Annotated in this window: 19 protein-coding genes; 8 read left to right on the top strand and 11 right to left on the bottom strand. The window is 61.7% G+C overall.

Going from position 1 to position 18,166, the window contains the following annotated elements:
• Positions 1-2: 2 nt before the first annotated feature.
• From CAP2UW1_RS08650 to CAP2UW1_RS08635, 4 genes are all read right to left on the bottom strand, one after another.
• Positions 3-845: a hypothetical protein gene (locus CAP2UW1_RS08650; protein WP_199931609.1), complete on the bottom strand. Its 843-nt coding sequence runs from the start codon at positions 843-845 to the stop codon at positions 3-5.
• Between the two features lie 339 nt (positions 846-1,184).
• Positions 1,185-2,186 (bottom strand): alkaline phosphatase D family protein, encoded by a 1,002-nt coding sequence (locus CAP2UW1_RS08645; protein WP_015766254.1) that lies wholly within the window; start codon positions 2,184-2,186, stop codon positions 1,185-1,187.
• A 263-nt stretch (positions 2,187-2,449) separates the two neighbouring features.
• On the bottom strand, positions 2,450-2,710 hold the full coding sequence (locus CAP2UW1_RS25505) for a hypothetical protein (RefSeq protein WP_199931608.1): 261 nt from the start codon (positions 2,708-2,710) through the stop codon (positions 2,450-2,452).
• Between the two features lie 428 nt (positions 2,711-3,138).
• Positions 3,139-4,122: an alpha/beta hydrolase gene (locus tag CAP2UW1_RS08635; RefSeq protein WP_015766252.1), complete on the bottom strand. Its 984-nt coding sequence runs from the start codon at positions 4,120-4,122 to the stop codon at positions 3,139-3,141.
• Positions 4,123-4,773: 651 nt separating this feature from the next.
• Here CAP2UW1_RS08635 and CAP2UW1_RS08630 point away from each other — a divergent pair.
• A complete protein-coding gene (locus CAP2UW1_RS08630; RefSeq protein WP_015766251.1) occupies positions 4,774-5,580 on the top strand; it encodes a DUF1223 domain-containing protein in 807 nt (268 codons plus the stop codon).
• 13 nt (positions 5,581-5,593) lie between these two features.
• On the opposite strand, the gene CAP2UW1_RS08625 is transcribed toward CAP2UW1_RS08630, so the two are convergent.
• The gene (locus tag CAP2UW1_RS08625; RefSeq protein WP_015766250.1) at positions 5,594-6,481 is read right to left on the bottom strand and encodes a LysR family transcriptional regulator; all 888 of its coding nucleotides are present in this window, start codon (positions 6,479-6,481) and stop codon (positions 5,594-5,596) included.
• 95 nt (positions 6,482-6,576) lie between these two features.
• On the opposite strand from CAP2UW1_RS08625, the gene CAP2UW1_RS08620 reads away from it, so the two are divergent.
• The 6 genes from CAP2UW1_RS08620 (at position 6,577) to CAP2UW1_RS08595 (ending at position 10,440) form a co-directional block, all read left to right on the top strand.
• Positions 6,577-7,386 (top strand): DODA-type extradiol aromatic ring-opening family dioxygenase, encoded by an 810-nt coding sequence (locus CAP2UW1_RS08620; RefSeq protein ID WP_015766249.1) that lies wholly within the window; start codon positions 6,577-6,579, stop codon positions 7,384-7,386.
• The gene (locus CAP2UW1_RS08615; protein WP_015766248.1) at positions 7,383-7,925 is read left to right on the top strand and encodes a cytochrome b; all 543 of its coding nucleotides are present in this window, start codon (positions 7,383-7,385) and stop codon (positions 7,923-7,925) included. The genes CAP2UW1_RS08620 and CAP2UW1_RS08615 overlap by 4 nt, the downstream gene beginning before the upstream one ends.
• 1 nt (position 7,926) lies before the next feature.
• On the top strand, positions 7,927-8,490 hold the full coding sequence (locus CAP2UW1_RS08610; protein WP_015766247.1) for a YceI family protein: 564 nt from the start codon (positions 7,927-7,929) through the stop codon (positions 8,488-8,490).
• A 26-nt stretch (positions 8,491-8,516) separates the two neighbouring features.
• Entirely contained in the window at positions 8,517-9,113 is a 597-nt protein-coding gene (locus CAP2UW1_RS08605) for a YceI family protein (RefSeq protein ID WP_015766246.1), read from the top strand.
• A gap of 29 nt (positions 9,114-9,142) precedes the next feature.
• Positions 9,143-9,844 carry a pirin family protein gene (locus CAP2UW1_RS08600; RefSeq protein ID WP_015766245.1) on the top strand — a complete coding sequence of 234 codons (702 nt, stop codon included), beginning with the start codon at positions 9,143-9,145 and terminating at the stop codon, positions 9,842-9,844.
• Between the two features lie 224 nt (positions 9,845-10,068).
• Positions 10,069-10,440 carry a hypothetical protein gene (locus tag CAP2UW1_RS08595; protein WP_015766244.1) on the top strand — a complete coding sequence of 124 codons (372 nt, stop codon included), beginning with the start codon at positions 10,069-10,071 and terminating at the stop codon, positions 10,438-10,440.
• A 449-nt stretch (positions 10,441-10,889) separates the two neighbouring features.
• Here the strand turns inward: CAP2UW1_RS08595 and CAP2UW1_RS08590 are convergent, their stop codons facing one another.
• The 5 genes from CAP2UW1_RS08590 to CAP2UW1_RS08570 all read right to left on the bottom strand — a co-directional run bounded on the left by CAP2UW1_RS08590 (position 10,890) and on the right by CAP2UW1_RS08570 (position 16,267).
• The gene (locus CAP2UW1_RS08590) at positions 10,890-11,117 is read right to left on the bottom strand and encodes a hypothetical protein (RefSeq protein WP_015766243.1); all 228 of its coding nucleotides are present in this window, start codon (positions 11,115-11,117) and stop codon (positions 10,890-10,892) included.
• Between the two features lie 350 nt (positions 11,118-11,467).
• Complete coding sequence (gene istB, locus CAP2UW1_RS08585; protein WP_015766242.1) at positions 11,468-12,271, bottom strand: IS21-like element helper ATPase IstB; 804 nt, start codon at positions 12,269-12,271, stop codon at positions 11,468-11,470.
• A 55-nt stretch (positions 12,272-12,326) separates the two neighbouring features.
• A complete protein-coding gene (gene istA / locus CAP2UW1_RS08580; protein ID WP_012806915.1) occupies positions 12,327-13,853 on the bottom strand; it encodes an IS21 family transposase in 1,527 nt (508 codons plus the stop codon).
• 125 nt (positions 13,854-13,978) lie between these two features.
• Positions 13,979-14,218 carry a c-type cytochrome gene (locus CAP2UW1_RS08575; protein ID WP_015766241.1) on the bottom strand — a complete coding sequence of 80 codons (240 nt, stop codon included), beginning with the start codon at positions 14,216-14,218 and terminating at the stop codon, positions 13,979-13,981.
• 282 nt (positions 14,219-14,500) lie between these two features.
• Positions 14,501-16,267, bottom strand: a complete 1,767-nt coding sequence (locus CAP2UW1_RS08570; RefSeq protein WP_015766240.1) for an acyl-CoA dehydrogenase family protein — start codon at positions 16,265-16,267, stop codon at positions 14,501-14,503.
• Positions 16,268-16,677: 410 nt separating this feature from the next.
• Between CAP2UW1_RS08570 and CAP2UW1_RS08565 the strand changes: the two genes are divergently transcribed.
• On the top strand, positions 16,678-17,112 hold the full coding sequence (locus tag CAP2UW1_RS08565; protein WP_015765733.1) for a hypothetical protein: 435 nt from the start codon (positions 16,678-16,680) through the stop codon (positions 17,110-17,112).
• A 5-nt stretch (positions 17,113-17,117) separates the two neighbouring features.
• On the opposite strand, the gene CAP2UW1_RS08560 is transcribed toward CAP2UW1_RS08565, so the two are convergent.
• Positions 17,118-18,146, bottom strand: coding sequence for an IS1595 family transposase (locus tag CAP2UW1_RS08560; RefSeq protein ID WP_015766238.1), 1,029 nt, complete (start codon positions 18,144-18,146; stop codon positions 17,118-17,120).
• Positions 18,147-18,166 lie beyond the last annotated feature (20 nt).

The raw sequence follows: 18,166 nt of genomic DNA, 5'->3' as shown, positions 1-18,166 counted from the left end.
CCTCAGTCCTGGATGAACCTCTGGTTCGAACAGAACGCCGGATCGAAACTGAAAGCCCACTCGGTCTTGGTCTTGGACTTGGTATTGACAGCAGTGGGCGCCACTACCCAGCCGTTCATCCCTTCCATCGCTGCAAAGGTCTTCATCGAGTTGCCCACAAGCGCAAGCGAATAGCCATCCTTCGGACGCTTGTACTTGAACGAGACCTCCGCCGCTTTCGGCGTGCTGGTATCCGCCGACCCATACCACAGAGTGAGCGAGAAGTCTCCCATAGCATCACCCAAATCGACGGCAGCCCCTTCAAAGACCTTCTCGCGAATGATGAGATCGCCCACCACTCTAAGGGCGTCGCTGCTATCCAAACCCGTCGCATTCAATTTCGGATACAGATCGAACACATCCTTCATCGAATTTAGGTTCTTGTCCGAGCCAATCCGTCGTTTTCCGGACTTCGAATACTTCACCACATAGCCACCCGCAATGTCTTCCTCGAACTTGACGTCGATTCCTTTCTCCGACTTCGCTGTCTTATCATCGATCATTTCTTGATAACTCGCGAGGTGGCGATCCGGGGAACGAAACTTGAGAGTCACGTTGCGACTATCTCCCTCAATGCGTTCGCGAAAGATAAGGCCGTTCGCTTGTAACTTGCATGTCTTTGGCGTGTCGTAGAACTTGACGGTGCGCTCCGTTGGCAACCGATTCAATGCGCCAATGGTAGTCCTGCTGATGGGCGGGGCCTGGATAGCAGCAGCGAGCTCAGCCCAATATTGCTCGACACAGCTAATAGCCTGGGCACAGCTCCCAGGCCCCTGCGGGGAAAACCGCGCGGGATCGAGCATCACCTTGAACTCTCGAGACGTAACATCCTCGACAGCATGTATCTGTCCACTTAGTACTCCGCAGGTCGCGGTTATGACAGCGAGTCTACACAAGAATTCTGACATAACAAAGCCTCCATTCAAAACAGCACATGAAAATCAGCCGGCCACTCTGGAGAAACGAAAAATACCCAAAAACCAATTCGCTCATGGGCATTCTACCCTGGTACGGCAGCGAGCTCGCTGGCCCCTCGCTTAATCCACCACCCCGAAGCGAGAAGGGCTGAACGAGGCATCCGCATCTTCGCGAGAGGCACCAGATGAAACGACATAAACTCCATCCGTAGCCGTCTAGGTCCCTCCTCAAAAATCAATCACTTTTTTGGAACGGAGGCCATCCTCATCGAAAAGTTGAACCGTGATACTTCTGCCATCTACATCGACAATGCCGAAATTGCCGCTGGCACCGTGAAACTTGCCAGGGCGGGCGGCACCAGATGCGGTGAATTCCCACAAATTGCCGCCCCCCGTCTTCTTATGCTTCTTCAGACGAATATCGTGAATATCGCCCGACAAGACAACGGTTTGCTCGAACTCCTGGCCAAGAAGCCACTCGAAGTCGGTGTAACGGTCCCAACTGTCGGCACCGTTCACATTTCGGTCCGTCAAAGTGGAACCGGAGCAGATCACGCTGAGGCCATCCTGATCGTTAATCGTTTGTGCGAGCCAGCCTTTCTGCGCTTCGCCAAGCATCGTTGCCAAGGGCTCTCCCGGGTGAATCTCCGGGTATGGACTTGGTACCTCACGCTGCTTTTCGCGGTAGTACCGGCCATCGAGCATGAGAAAAAGCACCGGGCCGATCGAAAATGAGTATTCTATTCCGCGGTCTTCCGTGCTGAGCAAAGAATCCATCGACGGTATCGCTGGATACTCTACCAGGGGCCGCTTCTGCAACCAATCGCGAAACTGCAGGTGTAATGTTCTGGCTATCAGTTTCTTGTTCCTGGGAACCACGTCTTCGTCGAATCCTGCACCCCATGAATCGTTCCAGGCAAAATCGTGATCGTCCCAGATGGCTCCAATGATGCCGACAGAGCCAACAAGGCTCCGGAAACTGTTCACTTCCGATTGCGCCCGGTAGCGGCTGTACATCTCCTGCGCAAACTTCGCCTCATCCCACTTTCTTGGCTTTCCCAGTGGATGCGTTGAATGGACGCCTAGGAGCGGGAGATTGACGCCAAAATCCATGTAAATGGAATCTCCAAGGAGCAACATGACATCGGGTCTCTGCGCAGCAACTCGGTCCCATACCACTTGCTCTGGGTCATCGAGCACATCGAAGCAGGACGTAAAAGCAATTCTCATGGCGTGGTCCTCAAGTAAAGTCAACGTGGCGCAGACAGGCTCTTGCAGAGCCAAGGAGCGGCTCGACGGGCATGGCCCAGCGAGATGAGAGGCAATGGTATGGTGTGGTTGATGAAGTAAATAGGCAAGACGTGTTGGCGAAAAGCGCATCCTCCTGAGCAGTCACCTTATCGAGTGTAAGCTCCGGCAGTAGACCTGCAGTTTTCCCGTGAACTGCCTGAGCGCGCGTCATCGGCAGGTCACAAGCATTGCGCTAGATCGCCTCAGCGAATGCAGGCCATCTTCTGGTTGAAAACCGGCCCCGCCTCGACGAAGCCCACTTCGCCGGCTCCAGTCGGCGTGTGCTTCAGAGGTTGGCCTTCGAAGATGACATCGATAGTGTAGTCCCGCGTACCGTTCTTGAGCCAGAAACGTTCAATTGACCCGTCGGAACGCCTCAGGTCAAGAAAGAAGGCGAGGCTTTGGATTTCGCGGCGTACCGCAACGACGCCTCCACCCTTAACGTGATTCTGGTCGTAAGTCATCTTGACCCTGTAGTAGGCGGGCTCAAGCCTACTGCCCAAGTACAGCCCCGCTCGACTAGCCGAGCTATCGTTCACGTCCCTATGCTGCACATACATACCGGCATTTTCGATGGTCCCACCGGCACGGGCTACGAGAGCGGCCTCATCAACCGAGATGTACGCTTCCAACCAGCGCAGTAAAACAGGTCCCCTCGAGAACTCCCCCTTCCCAATCGCGTTGACGTAAAACTCACAATCGCTTGCATTGGAATTGGCGGTGACAAGGTACCGAAGGGTAGTCTGGTGTTGATCTGCACCAGCCTCGGAGAAGACCGGGATGGAGGGTTCGCTTACGGAGTCTCCACTCACTTCGGGTGAGCCCGCAGATATGGCTCCACACCAAGCGACAGACACGATGATACAGAAACCCAGCCGTACGAGTCGGTTACTCATACTGGAGGCCCGGGCCAGATTTGGCTCAGGACAAAAAACTGGGCCCTGAATGTGGGATCGGCCTCAACGGCCTTCCCCGTCAGAATGGCAGAAAAGAAGGCCGAAACAACGGGGTTTTCATTGATCGTCTTCGTATCCCAGAGTCTGTGCGTGTCTCCTACGCCCTGGCCGCCCGTAAAGTCGAAGTACTGGGCGCTGGCCGACGCCCCGACCGCTTCCGGCCGGGTGTTGCCAAGACGTCGCTTCCCGTCATTCGGCTTCTCAGCTTTGCGAAGCGTACTGTCATTTGTGTTAATTGTGACGTAGACCGAGGAGCCGGCTGACGCGAGCCTGTTCAAACACTCTCGATGGCCATCATAGTCGAGGTCAGCCTGACTCAGGATGATGTTCGTAAACGCCCGGACTTCATCGCCGCTGAAAGCAGCACTCTTGATGTAGCTCTCAAGAAGGAAGTTGCCTTCACTATGCAGCAACAGATTGACTGTAGGCGAACTCGTGGATCTCGGCGGGGCTCGTTGGACTATGCGCTGCAAGAAGTCATCAAAACAATCACCGGACGCTTCCGCGTTCCTGCGCGCCCTCCTGTATCGCTCAACGAGACCTTCGAGACCCTCGGGATCGTTTGCCGTGGGCACGATAAACGACGGCCATGAAAACAAAAAAACGTCGACTCCATAACTTCTTTCTATCTCCGAGGCTTGCTCCAGGGTTTGCTCAAAGCGCTTGTTGATGCCGTGAACGTAGCAAACGCAAGCCCCACGAGGAGCACGCAATGCGCTCTCAATGCCCGAAGAGATACTGCCCTCCTCGACCAGCAGCCTCACATCCCAGTCACTTCCACCCTTTGCTGGCGTCGCCATCGCAAATCGCAGTCCATCGCCGAACTCTTCGCCGAACCAGTCCTGAGGGTCAGGTTGGTTGCCATGGTCGACGACAGGCCTTTGTCGGCTTTCCAGATTTCGCGTTGTCGCAATTAACATGTCATGCTCCATTCGGGGACGACTAAGGTAACCATATGCAAGATGAGCTTAAGGTCTTAGGATTGTATGTTGCGGCAAGAAATTGTGGAACGAAATTTCTTATGGTGGGAGCGTCGAGGTGTGAATTCCTCATTTCGGCGCCGCAGATTCCCCAGCCACACGGCCGGCACTACCACACGACTGAGGATTGTGCGGGCGAATTCCCTGGCGGTCAGAATATACGCAGAAACCGTTCGATGTGGTCGAAGATCATTTGGCGATCCCGCGATGGCCCTCACTCTCGCCAACGCGTGAACGAGTAACCGATTCGGACCGCGCTTGCGGGCCAAGGCATGAACGCATTCGACAGTGGATACAGGACCCTTGTAGAGGGCCTTCGCCGCATCGGTTGCCATGCGTTCCCGTCATTCGGCCACGCACGGCCGGGCTATCCAGGGCTTTCGGTTTGTTGGCGTCCGTCTTGGTGTGTCTTGGCTCGGGCGCGAGTGAGCAGAAGGGAATGCCTTCGGCAATCACTTTGCGGCACGGGAGAACCCACCAGCTGCAGATACGTATTGCGTGGACCGTTGGCAGCATCACCGCCGTCGCGCGAACCGTAAGTATTCCCACCCTGGCGACGACGAAGCTCCATCGCAAATCGTGGAGGCTTCCATGTCCTGGCATTCCCTGACAAGTCCGCTGCTCCTCGCCCTGGCTTGCGGCGCTCTCGACGCCGCTCCGGCAAGCACCTGCCAGCGCAGTAGCCCGCCGCATACGGTGGCGCTGGTCGAACTGTTCACCTCGGAAGGCTGCAGCAGTTGCCCGCCTGCCGACCGCTGGCTGAGTACGCTGGCAGCGCGCTACGGACCCGAGCAGGTCGTACCGCTGTCGCTGCATGTCGATTACTGGGACTACATCGGCTGGCAGGACCGCTTTGCCCAGGCGCAGTTCAGCGAACGCCAGCGCCAGTTGGGACAGCGCTCGCCGAGTCCCGTCGTCTACACCCCCGAGGTATTCGTCGGCATGCGCGAATTGCGTGGCTGGCACGATGCAGCCAGCTTCGAGCAACGGCTGCGTCAGATCAATCGTCAGCCCGCCCGCGCGGACATCCGCCTGGCGATGAAGGGCGGCGAAGCCGGAGCGCTCGCCGTCGACGCCCAGTTCCGCGCGCCGGCCGGCGAGGATGGCCGGAACAGCCTGCAAGGCGTGCTCGTGCTCTACGAAGACCGTCTCGAATCGAGTGTGCGCCGCGGCGAAAACCGCGGGGCGACGCTGCGCCACGACCATGTCGTGCGTTACTGGTCGCCACCCTTCCCGCTGCGCGCCGACGGCACGCTGCAGACAGTCCCCCGCACGCTGGAGCTTGACGCCCAATGGAACACGACGAAACTGGGCCTCGCCGCCTTCATCCATGACAACCGGACGGGCGAAGTGCTGCAGGCGCTCTCACTGCCGGTCTGCGTCGCGACAGTGCGGTGAACGGGCGGCGCGGTCACGCGGCATCGGCGTTCGCCGCCAGAAAGTCCATCAGCACCCGGACCCGATGCGAGACATGGCGGTTGCCGGGAAGCATGGCGTAGATGCCGAGTTCGGGAATCGGAAAATCCGCGAGAATCTGCTCGACCCGGCCGACGGCGAGCAGGTCGGCGACGATGAAATCCGGCTGCAGGGTGATGCCCAGCCCCAGCGCCGCGCCCTCGCTCAGCACGTCGCCATTGTTGGCGTTGATTCGGCTGCGCAGCAGGTAGGTCTGCAACTGGCCGTCAACGAGGAAGTGCCAGCTTTGTGCCGCGCCACTGCCCGAATAACCCAGGCACTCGTGATGCGCGAGTTCCGCCGGGTGTTGCGGTCGGCCATGGCGGGCAAGGTAATCGGGAGCGGCGACGACCAGCAGGCGACTGCTGCCGATCTTGCGCGCCACGTCGCCGGGGTCGAGCCGGCGCGTGATACGGATCGCGAGATCGATGCCCTCCTCGATCAGGTTGATGCGCCGGTCGCTGTAATCCATGTCCAGGCTGACCTCCGGATGGCGTTGCGAGAAGTCGAGCAGCAAGGGCGCCAGCCGTTTGATGCCGTAACTGAGCGGCAGGCTGATGCGTATGTTGCCGCGCGGCGTCAGGCGTTCCTCGGCAACGTCGGCCTCGGCGGTGTCGACCAGATTCAGGATGACCCGGCATTTCTCGAGATACGCCGCACCGGCTGAGGTCAGCGCCAGCCGCCGCGTACTGCGGGCCATCAGCTTGACCCCGAGGTGGTTCTCCAGCGCAGCGATCTGCCGTGTCACCACCGAGCGGGCGACGCCGAGTTGCAGCGCCACGGCCGAAAAGCTGCCGAGTTCGGCCACGCGCATGAAGAGGTGCATTGCCTCCAGCCGGTCCATTGTTGCTTCTTTCGCAATAAAGATTTGCCGATTGTCGGCTATTTCCGAGCAATCTGGACGTTTAGAGTACGGCCATCGCTTGAGGAGTTGCCCGAATGACACCTGCCCTACCCGTTTTCTTCGTCCCCCACGGTTCCCCCGGCTTTGCCCTGCGACCGGGTGCCGCCGGTGCGGCAATGGCCACCGCGGTGGGCGGGCTGCCGCTGCCGCGCGCCATCGTCATCGTCAGCGCGCACTGGGATACGCCGGTGCCGACCGTCGGCTTTGCCGAACGCCCGCACACCATTCACGACTTCCAGGGCTTCCCGGAGGAACTGTATGCCCTGGACTATCCGGCGACGGGTTGCCGCGAAGCCTCGCGCGAGATTGTCAAGGCGATTGCGGCGGCCGCTCTGCCGGTCCAGGAAGATCCCGGCCGCGGCCTCGACCACGGCGCCTGGATCCCTTTGCGCCTGATGTTTCCCGAGGCCAACGTACCGGTGGTCCCCGTTTCCATCCAGAGCGCAGGCGGTCCGCAACAGGCGTGGCGCCTCGGCCAGGCGCTGGCACCGCTTGCCGCTCAGGGCTTCCTGATCATCGGCTCGGGGAACGTCACGCACAACCTGCGCGACTATCAACTCGCCGCGCGTCAGGCCGGGCAGACCCGCGCCTATGTCCGCGCCTTCTCCGAGTGGATCGCGGATCGCCTCGCCAGCCACGACATCGCCGCCCTGCTCGCCTATCGCCAGCAGGCGCCGGGCGCCGTCCAGGCGCACCCGAGCGAGGAACATCTGCTGCCGCTGTTTGTCTCGCTCGGTGCCGGTGGCGAAAGGGCAAGGGTGCAACGCTTCCACGCCGGCATCGACGACTACGTCATCGCCATGGACGCCTATTCATTTTTTCCGCCGTCAGGAGGTACTGCATGAGCGAGCGCTACACATCCACCGCCAAGGCCCTGCACTGGCTGATGGCCGTTCTCTTTTTCGGACTGCTGGCGCTGGGTTTCTACATGCAGGACCTGCCGCTCTCGCCCGAGAAGCTGAAACTCTATTCTTGGCACAAGTGGGCCGGCGTCACCGCCTTCCTGCTCGTCTGGGTGCGGCTGTTCTGGCGCCTCACGCATCGCCCCCCCGCGTTGCCGGCGAGCATGCCGCGAGCGCTGCAGTTCGCCGCCCACACCGGTCACTTCCTCCTCTACGCGCTGATGTTCGCCATTCCGCTCTCCGGCTGGCTGATGAGTTCGGCCAAGGGCTTCCAGACGGTGTGGTTCGGTGTCCTGCCGATCCCCGATCTGCTGAGCAAGAACAAGGAACTGGGCGACCTGCTGCAGACCGTCCACATGAGCCTCAACCTGCTCTTCGCCGTGACCATCGTCGGCCATGTCGGCGCCGCACTGAAACATCACTTCATCGACAAGGACGACATTCTCACCCGCATGTTGCCCGTCCATTCCCGGGAGAACTGAGATGAAACGACTCGCCTTCGCCTTCGCCTTCGCCTGCGCCCTGGCTGCCGCCCTGTCCGCCCACGCCGTCGAATACACCCAGGTCCAGGCCGACAAGAGCAGCATCCAGTTCACCTACAAGCAGATGGGTGTCGCCGTCGACGGCAGATTCAAGCGCTTTTCCAGTCAGATCGCTTTCGACCCGGCGAAGCCGGCCGCCGCCCGCGCCGCTTTCGATGTCGAACTGGCCAGCGTCGATACCGGCGCGGCGGAAGGTGACGAAGAGGTCGCCGGCAAGGCGTGGTTCAACACCCGCGCCTTCCCGACGGCCCGATTCGTCTCCGGTAGCGTCAAGGCGCTCGGCGGCAACCGCTACGAAGTCGCCGGCCAGTTGAGCATCAAGGGCCGCACGCAGGATGTCGTCGTCCCCGCCACCTTCACGGCGCAGGGCAACAGCGGCGTCTTCGACGGCAGTTTCACCATCCGCCGCGCCGATTTCGCGATCGGCGAAGGCAGCTGGGCCAAGTTCGACGTCGTCGCCAACGACGTCCAGATCCGGTTTCGCATCAGCGCAGCCGGCAAGTAAGCCTCAACCCCCACAGGAGCCTCAACATGAAAAAATCGATCCACCCCGCCGCCACCCTCGCCACCCTCGCCACCATTGCCCTCGCCGCCGTCGCCAGCACCCCGGCGCTCGCCGCACCGGAGACCTACGTGGTCGACGCCAACCATACCTACCCGCGCTTCTCCTACAGCCATTTCGGCTACTCGACGCAACTCAGCCGCTTCAACAAGACCACCGGCAAGGTGGTGCTCGACAAGGCCGCGAAAACGGCGACGGTGGATATGGAAATCGATGCCCGCTCGGTCGACACCGGATCGACGATCTTCGACGAGCACATCCAGGGCGAAGACTTCCTCGATACCGCGCGCTACCCCACGGCTACCTTCCAGTCGACCCGCGTGATCTTCGCCGACGACAAGCCGGTTGCCATCGAAGGCAAGCTGACGCTGAAGGGCGTGACCCGCCCGGTGACGCTGACCGTCACCTCGTTCCAGGCGATGCCCCACCCGATGCTGAAGAAGGACGCGATCGGCGCCAACGCCTGGACCGTCGTCAAGCGCTCGGATTTCAATGCCGGCAAGTATGCGCCGAACGTCGGCGACGAGGTGCGCATCGACATCGCCATCGAGGCGATCCGGCAGTAAGTCCCTCCATCGACCACAGGAGACACCACATGCTGACCCTGCGCCTCGCCGCGGACCGCGGCCATGCCGACCACGGCTGGCTGCAAAGCCACCACTCGTTCTCGTTCGCCGATTATCACGACCCGGCTCACATGGGCTGGGGCAACCTGCGCGTCATCAACGACGACCTGATCGCGCCGGGCGGCGGCTTCGGCATGCACGGCCACCGCGACATGGAAATCATCACCTATGTCACGGCCGGCCTGCTCGCCCATCGTGACAGCATGGGCAACGGCACCGCCATTCCGCCCGGCGATGTGCAGCGGATGAGCGCCGGGAGCGGCGTCCGCCACAGCGAGTTCAATCAGGCGCCCGACGCGTGGACCTGCCTCCTGCAGATCTGGATCGAACCGCGCGAAACGGGCATTGCCCCTGGCTACGAGCAGAAGACGATCCCCGAGGCCGAAAAACGTGGCCGCCTGCGACTGATCGCCTCGGAGAATGGCGCCGATGGTTCGGTGACCATCCATGCCGACGCCGCGCTGTACGCAGGATTATTCACCGGCGAGGAATCCGCCACCCTGCCGCTCGACCCGGCACGCAAGGCCTACGTGCATCTGGTGCGCGGCAGCCTGACGGTCAACGACCAGACCCTGCGCGCCGGCGACGCCGCCCTGCTGGCCAACGAAAACAGTCTGCGGCTGGGCGGTGGCGACGATGCCGAAGTCCTGGTTTTCGATCTCGCACCCTGATCGGTTCCACCGCGCACGGCGCCACAGCAACGAGCAGATTCACGCCGCGAACGGTCCTCGCGTCAGGCAGTCTGCGAGCGGCGATCTGCTCGCCATTCTCCGGTGCCGATTGACCGCGGTGGACGCGGCCACCTATACTCGCCGGGGAGCAAGCGACTGCCCCGCTCCACGTCCATTCCGGGAACGTCCCGCTCCCTCCTGCAACCGAAAGCGGAATGCCAAACATGCTGATCAAGTTGAATCCCCTCGCGAAGTGCCTTCTGGCAGCCCTTTCCCTATCCGCAGCCGCTGTCGGCCAGTGTGCCGACAGCGCGCCGGGAACCCGGGTCAAGGTGGAAGGATCCCCGTATTACCTCGACGAGGCGGCGGTGCAAATGAAGAATGATGTCGCGACGTTCAAGCTGTACACGGCGTTCGAGGCAAGCGACCCGGGGACCGACAGCACGCTCAATTGCGCCACCCGAGAGTTTTCCGCCCGCACCGGTGAGCAATGGTCGGCCCCTTACCGGATTCTCGCCGGCGAAGCCCTTTACCCCGTGGGCAAGAAGCTGTGCGACTGGGACGCCAAGGGGTTCTTCCAGCGGTTTTCGTTCTGATCGCCGAGGCGCGGTGGCGCGTCGTCGGTCGCCCTGTACACCCCGCCGACCCCTATCGTGAACGCCCAGCCGCAGCATCAGCAATTCGCGCGAGCTGACAAGAATCTGGGGAACGATGCTCCATCGCCGGCGTACCGCGAGCAACGCGGTAACAAAGACGCACGCTCATAGCGCCCGACTGCTCAAAAGGTCGATCGGAGAAACGTGCGCAAGCTGCCGAAAAAAGAGCGGAAAACCCCCCACATGCGGTAGGCGATGAGGCCGAAGCCGACACCAACCAGAGATCTGCTGGCGTTCACCGGCCTGAACTTCCCGCCGCTCGCTGGCGAAACCCGTCGAGAGCCGTTCGTGTCAAGGCAAAGCCAGCATGAGGGGCGCCGCTAGCCAGCATCGGCAACAGCACGTCGGTTGGCTGCCGAATCAGAGTTTGCTGTCCGGACGCCACCGATCTACTTGCTCTGCATCCTGTTCAAGTAGTCAATCAACGCCAGAACTCGGCCGCGAACGTAGGCTTCCGAATCATAGGGCACGTCGACGTAGTACTGCGAGGCCCTCACCTGGTAGTCTCTACCCCAGATCGGCATCTCCCGAGCGCCGTGGGCCTTGAGTTCCTGCCGACCGTCAATCACGGCATAAACACGTTCGACCGGAAAGGTCCCGCCGTTCTTCCGCGACAACTGAGTAAGATCACCGGGACTTACCTTGTGTCAATTTGCGGCACATTAAGGCCAGCGAATCGCGGCGTAATGTGGCCAGCAGAAGTGGCTGTTTTAGCGGTTTCGGACGGGTCGGTTTTACGCCGTTTTCAGTCTTTTTGCAACGTGGCAAGTGGCGACCGGAAGGGTGTCCAGGGGACCGTGGAATAAATGCCGGCTGTTTGGCGTTTATGCCGCGAAAGCCCCTTGACGCCCTGGAGGTCGCAGACGCTGACGGCAGTTGTCGGGGATGTTTTTTCATCCCCGGCGGCTGCCTCACGGCGAGTGCGGGGTCTGGGGCGGCGCCCCAGGGTTTGCTCGCCGCTGAGGGTCTAACGTGCGGCCGGGGGAGGCTTGGAAGCGTCCCTGGCCGCCGTGGCCTGGACGGGCGACCGGGCTTCCGGCAGGGGCCGCGGTTTGCGCCGGGTCTCGCCGTCGAGAATGATCTGATAAGCACGGTCGCGCAAACGGTCGAGCGTCGCCGCCCCCATCAACTTGTTGGGAAACGCCGCGCCCCACTCGTCGAAGTGCAAATTGCTGGTCAGCAAGGTGGTCGCGCGCTCATAACGGGCATCAATCAGATCGTGGAAATCCTCATCCTGCGGCGAGCGCATAGGACGCAGCCCGAAGTCATCAATGGCCAGCACATCGACGCGGGCCAACTGACGCAGCTTGCGCTCAAAGGAATCGGTCGCCCGCGCCGCGTGCAGCTGAGCCAGTAGCTTGGCGTGCGAAATGAACAGCACCTCATGGCCGGCGCGCAGTGCGCAATGGCAGAGCGACTGGACCAGGTGAGACTTGCCCGTACCGGTCGGACCGGCGATCAGAACCGGCGCCTGTTCGAGGACGAATCGGCAGGTTGCCAGCTCGGCAATCAAGGCGTGATTGACCGACGGACTGTGGCTGCAATCGAAACGTTCCAGAGTCTTGTCGCCGACCACCTGCGCCTTGCGCAGGCGCTGGGCAAACTGACGCTGATCACGACGGGCGACTTCGTCCTCGACCAGCAACGCCAGGAAGTCGGTGTAGGCCAGCTTGGCCTCGATCGCCTGACGGTTTCTCGCCTCGAGCGAGTCGAGGATGCCGGACAGGCGCAGTTGCATGAGCAGGGGTTCAAGTGGGAGCATGGGATTCATGAGAGGATTCCAGATAGATAAGGGATGAGCAAGGAGCGGCGCGCCGTGCGGCGGCTCAATGCAACAGATCGGAGGGTTGGCGGCGGAAGTGGCCGCCACTCAGATAGGGCGCTTCCAGCGTCGGCGCGTCGATCAACTCCGGCTGCTGGTCGAGTCCGGTCTGGAGGATCTGCTTGATCGTGCGATAGCTCGGCGTACCAAAGTTCAGCGCGCGGCTACACGCCGCGTCGAGTCGGTTGCGACCGAACTGATCGGCCAAGCGCAGCAAGCCCTGGACGGCGCGCAGCTGATCGAGCACACGCTTCGCGAACAAGCTCTCGACGACCGCCCGACAAGCCGGCCCGACCGCCGTGGCCTGGGTCAAGCACCACTGCGGATCGCGCATGAAGTAAGCCTGGGCGTCGGGTGGCAGATGATCCGCGACGGTCGACCGCGTACCCGCTTTGAACAGGCGCGGATGGATCGCCACCAGCTCGTGCTCGTGATAGAGGCGTACGACATCCGGCGTGATTTCCAACCACAGCGTCTGGTGGATCAGGCGAAACGGCGCTGAGTAGTGGCAATACGCATGCTGGACGTGGCCGTTGCCGTGCAGCTTGGCCTTAGCCCAGGTTGGGCACGTTGGCGCGACGGCGGGCAGCGGCTGCAGCAGCGCTTGCTCGGTTTCGTTGAAGCGCATGAGCGGCCGCTCACGCGTACTGCCGTGGAGGCGATTGCCTGCCTCGCCCTGAATCCACGCCTCTAATTGCGCATTCGCGTGCGCCAGGCTATGAAACTCGCGCAGCGGCATGAAGTTGCCCTTGACATATTTGACTCCCGACTCCACGCGGCCTTTCTTGGCCGGGTCCGCGACCGGACAGGGGTCGATTACAAAGGCATAGCCGAGCGCGAGTTCGGCGTAGGCGCGCTGCACCGTCGGCTCGTAGTAGCAGGCGCGCGTGATCGCGCACTTCGGGTTGTCTATCCGTACCTTGCGCGGGACGCCGTTGAACCACTCGAAGGCGTGCCGGTGGCAGGCCAGCCAGGTCTCGACGCTCTGGTTGCGCACCACTTCGGCGTACTGGTGCCGACTCCACGACAAGGTCATGACGAAGAACCAGGTCTTGAACACCTCGCCGGAATGGCGGTCGGTGATCAGCGGTCCCGAACCGAAGTCGACCTGCGCTTGTTCGCCGACGGCAAAGTCGAGCATCACGGTCGCCACCGGGGCGGGGGCCGCTTCGCTACGCAGGAAGCGATAGACGGCATGCACGCTGCCGCCGTAGCCGTACCGGCGGGCCAGCGCCTGGCGGATGCTGCTCACGGCAATGCCCTGACGGTGCCACTCGAGAACGTTCTCGCGAAAGGGCTCCACAGTGGACAGGTGGCTCGCGTTCTTGACCGCCCCGCCGCCCGCCGTCTGGTAGTAACGCGCCATCGTCGCGTCGTCCGGCAGCGGGCTCGTCGCCTCCAGCCAGTTCTGCGCGGCGGCGATGTCTCGCACACGTGCGACGGTGTCGCGCCCGACCCCCTGTGCTCGGGCGACCGCCCGATTGCTTTCGCCCAGTCGCAGGCGTTGAATCATTTGTCGTATTTCGTACATTTCGAACTTCCTGTTAGCCATTGCGCCTGCCCCCGGCAAAATTGCCAGAGGTTACACAATCGGAAGTCCAAAACCGCCTCTACTTGCCTTCTACGTGGCCTTATTGTGCCGCGATTGCTCTGGCCTCATTGCGCCGCGAGTCCAGTGGCCTCATTACGCCGCCACCGAAATGGCCTTATAGCGGCGCGAACTAACACCTTGAGCATATCGACATAGGCCCCGCCGCGCAAATCCCTGCCGTGGCATAGTATGCAGTTCGTTTCGTATTCGATCTTTCCGACATCGATGCGCTCAGCGCCGATGACGTCCGTCAATGCTGCAAGCAGCGCCACGACGATCCCACCCTTGATGCCCATGCGTTTCATTGTCATCTCCTAAAAAACGAACTTCTCCAAGATACCGTTCTTGTCTGAGCACAACGGCTGCAGAGCCCTTGGTATCTACGCCCTTCACCGCCTCGACTGCCGCCATCCCGATCCAAGGCGACTCCGCACAATAAGGATACCGAGCAACAACCGTCATCTTCGCGCAAGTAAGTGTACACACCATTCCGCCCGATGCCGTACTGAGTCGGGACTGGGTTGCCCCTTACGCGGGAATGACGGAATTCCTGGACCGGTTGGGATAAATAGCACCTGAAATTCGCCTTAAGCCATTGCGACTACACCTCGATCAGCGCCAGTGACGAGAGCAAAGCGGTCTTCGCCGACCGCGCACCCGAGTTCGGTGAGCAACTGGTAAGCCTCTCCCGTCGGACGAGAATCCGTCAGGCGCGCACCGAACTCCAGCGCCGCACAGATTCCGGCCTGTCGAACCAATGGGTCGCGCTGCCATTCGGCGTAGCGGCTGACGACGAGCATCACGGTTGCCCACTGAGCGCGACGGGCGAGGTCGAACACCAGCGCCTGTCGCTGCGCAACGGATGCCCCAAAATGCCTCAACGCGGCACTGATCTCCAGCGCCATGTCTCCGAGCAATTCGAGTGCGACGCCAGCGAGTTCGACAGGATCGGCAGTCAGGCGATGCCGGAACCGCCCCAGTGCGTGATGGACCTCTTCGCCGACAAGCCACGCCCCATAGGCTGCGACGTGGCGGCCAGCCGCCCAAAGGTTCGACGCGCCGGGGGGTTTGGCGGTGGCTCCCTCGCCCTCCTTCATAGCCGCCGCAATCGGGGCAAGATAGTGCTCGCCATGCACACGGGCCAGCGATTGAAAGTAACCCAGGGTCACGATTTCGTTCTCGCCCTCATAGACAGTGGGAGCAAGCAAGTCCGAGAGCATTTCCGTGAAGAGGTTGCCTTCGAGCAGCGCTCGGCCACCATGCGTTTTTAGCAGCACGTCGACGGTGGCGTCCTTGACCGATTCGCTACCGAAGATCTTCGCCGTCACGGATTCAAACTCGCCGCGATAGCCTTCGTCGAGCAGTCGCGCAACCCAGGCGATCATGGCATCGCACGCAACGATGCGCCCCGCCAGCCAACCCAGGCGGCGCTGAACAAGCTCGCGGGCACCGATCGGCGCCCCGAATGTGCGCCGCTGCTGTACCCAAGGAATGAGGCTTCCCGCGATCATGCGCAGCAGCCCGGCAGAGCCTGCGCACACCGCAGTGCGACCGCAGTTCAGTGCGTGGTAGGCGATAGCACGTCCATCACCCCGAGGCGAATGGAGCACGTTCGCGGCAGGCACGGGAAGATTATCGAACACGAGCCCGACATTCTTCATGTGCGCAAGGGCTTTCAGGCCGTAGGTGACGGTCCGGAACCGCTCGTCCTCATTCTCCGGAAGCTCAATCAGTACCATCTCGTGCCGTCTGTCGATCAAGCACAGCAAGCCGATGGTCCGCCCGGGGCCGGCGTTGGTGATGAACAGCTTCTCTCCGGACACGAGGAGCCGATCTCCGTCGGGACGGGCCAAGGTGCGGATCGCTCCCCAATCGGAGGAAGTGCCTGGTTCTGTCACGGCAAATGCGCCGAGACGTCGCCCAGTGGCCAGGGGTGGCAGCAGCCGCTCCTTCTGTTCCGGGGTGCCGAATGCTTCCAGCAGACCGATCGGCCCGATGTATGCCTGACACGCCATCAGCGCAGCCACCGGAGGGGCGATGAGCACCATCTCGGTGAGGAACGGCATCAGCGCCTGGAAGTTAGCGCCATAGCCACCGTATGCGGGACTGGCGCGCAGCCCCCAATAGCCTGCCGCCGCAAGATCCGCAACGACCTCCTGCGTAACGGAGCCATCTGTTCCGTACAACGATCGATTCTCCTTGTAACGACGAACGACGGCAAGACTCCGCTCCATAACGGCACGAACCGATGCTGGAAGCTCCATGGCTGCGCTGTCAAATGCCTCAAGGCCAACGCCGCGCTCCCATATTGCGCGGTGGACGGGACTGCTTTCGACCTCCCAGATCGCTTTCATTAGGATCCCCTCTGTGAATTTGCCCATCCTGTTGCCGTTACATGACGACAAATCTGAAGTAACGCGCGTCGCGGGATTGACGCCGGTGCAGCTATCAGTGCGCCCTCCAACTCTGTGATGGCAAGAATCGTCTTGCGCTCTGACCCCGAAACCTGCATGCATATACACTACCGAGTAGTCGTGGCACGTAGCACCACACCACCATCACCTCTGAAGGTCGCAAATTGCCTCAGCAAACGCGGGAGCGAACCAACGTCTCCCTTTCAGCATAGACACAGTCGAGGCCTACTTCAAGAAACTGGGACGTACCCCTTCGTCCTCTTTCCCGGCATTATGGAGCAGCCACCCCCAGCGGCTGACGCTCAGCCCGGCGAAAATTCTCTTGTTTTCAACGAACAGGAGCATTGTTCATGGCGGAGAGCCACGTGGTTACGGCCCTGATCAGCAAGCGCGCCGAACTGGCTGGGCTGATCGAGCATCATCAGAAGGAAATGGATCGTCTGGCGGATGATCTGGCCCACCTTGACGCCACCCTCAAGCTGTTTTCCCCGGAGATCGACCTGCGGACGATCCGGGTCAAGGCCCACCGGATGCGGAACCGTTTCTTCCGCCCGGGGGAATGCCAACGCCTGGTTCTGGACATCTTCCGCGAGGCTCAAGGCGCAGCGCTGAGCAGCCGCCAGATCGGCGAAGCGCTGACGGCACGCCGGGGTCTGGAAGCGACCACCGTCATGATCGAGCAGATGCGGAAGAACGCCATTGGCGTCGTGCATCGCCTGGAGCGTAGCGGCACCCTGATCCCTGCCGGCCGTGACGGGCACGGCGCCACCTGGGCGGTCGCCTGACGCTTTCACACCGCCAGGCTTTCCCCCAGTCGGTGGTTGCCCTGCCAGTACCCGCACCAATCCCGACTCACCAGGGCACGGGCGCACTTGCCGAGGATGTCCCGGAAGATGTCGCCGTTGCTCCAGCGCCGGGTGTCTTCCCGGTAGGCCATCTCGTTGGCGTAGTTGTCGAGGTACTTCGGAGCCGCCTTGTGGATCTGGCCGATGTGGAAACGGCGGAAGCGGGAGAAATACGATTCCGCCAGGTTGTTGGTCGTGCCGTCATCGGCGCGGTACTCCTTGCCGTGGTTCACCCGGCGAACCTCGTACTTGGCAGGGAGCCGGTCGTAGGCGTCCGATTCGTCGGCACAGATCACCGCACCTGGCGCGATGTAGGCTGGCGCCAGTTTGCCGAGGTCGGCCTGGTTCTCATTCTTGACGATGAAGGTCAGCGTCTTCTTGGCCCCGGCGTTGCCGGCCTCTACCTCCGCCTCGGTGTGCGCCTGACGCATCACCAGGATGCAGCGCTTGTCCGGGTCTTGATTCTCTGCCAGGCGCCGGTCTACCCGGTCTTCCTTCTTGTTCTCCGGCCGGACCTTCCCGCCGACATACGCGCCATCCACGTGTATCTCGCCCTGCAGAGCGGATTCCTCCCGGCCCACCAGCAGGCTCTCCCGGATCTTGTGCAACAGCACGTAGGCAGTCTTGTGGGACACGCCCAGGTCGCGACCCACCTGCAGCGCGGAAATGCCCTTCACGGCGTTGGTGAACAGGATCACGGCCGCCAGGTACAGGCGCAGCGGCAGCTTGTGGAAGGCGAAAATCGTTCCGGACGTGACCGAGAAATCCTCCTGGCAGCCCGCACAACGCCAAATCTTGCGGGCCGGGCGAAAGTAGTGCCGGTGCGCCATGCCGCAGTGCGGGCAGACCACTTCCTCCCCGTCGCCCCAGCGCGCCTCGCGGAACAGGGTAAACGCGTCGTCGTCACTCATCGCCAGGACCTGAACCACGGACAGGGTACGGGCTTTGGCTTTCAGGAGGAAATGTAAACTCATCGCACGGGCTCATGGGGTTG

Source organism: Candidatus Accumulibacter phosphatis (genome assembly GCF_000024165.1).
In the GTDB taxonomy this organism is placed as follows: Bacteria; Pseudomonadota; Gammaproteobacteria; order Burkholderiales; family Rhodocyclaceae; genus Accumulibacter; species Accumulibacter phosphatis.
The sequence above is the reverse complement of the archived record's forward strand: the minus strand, read 5'-3'. Positions and strand labels throughout refer to the sequence as shown.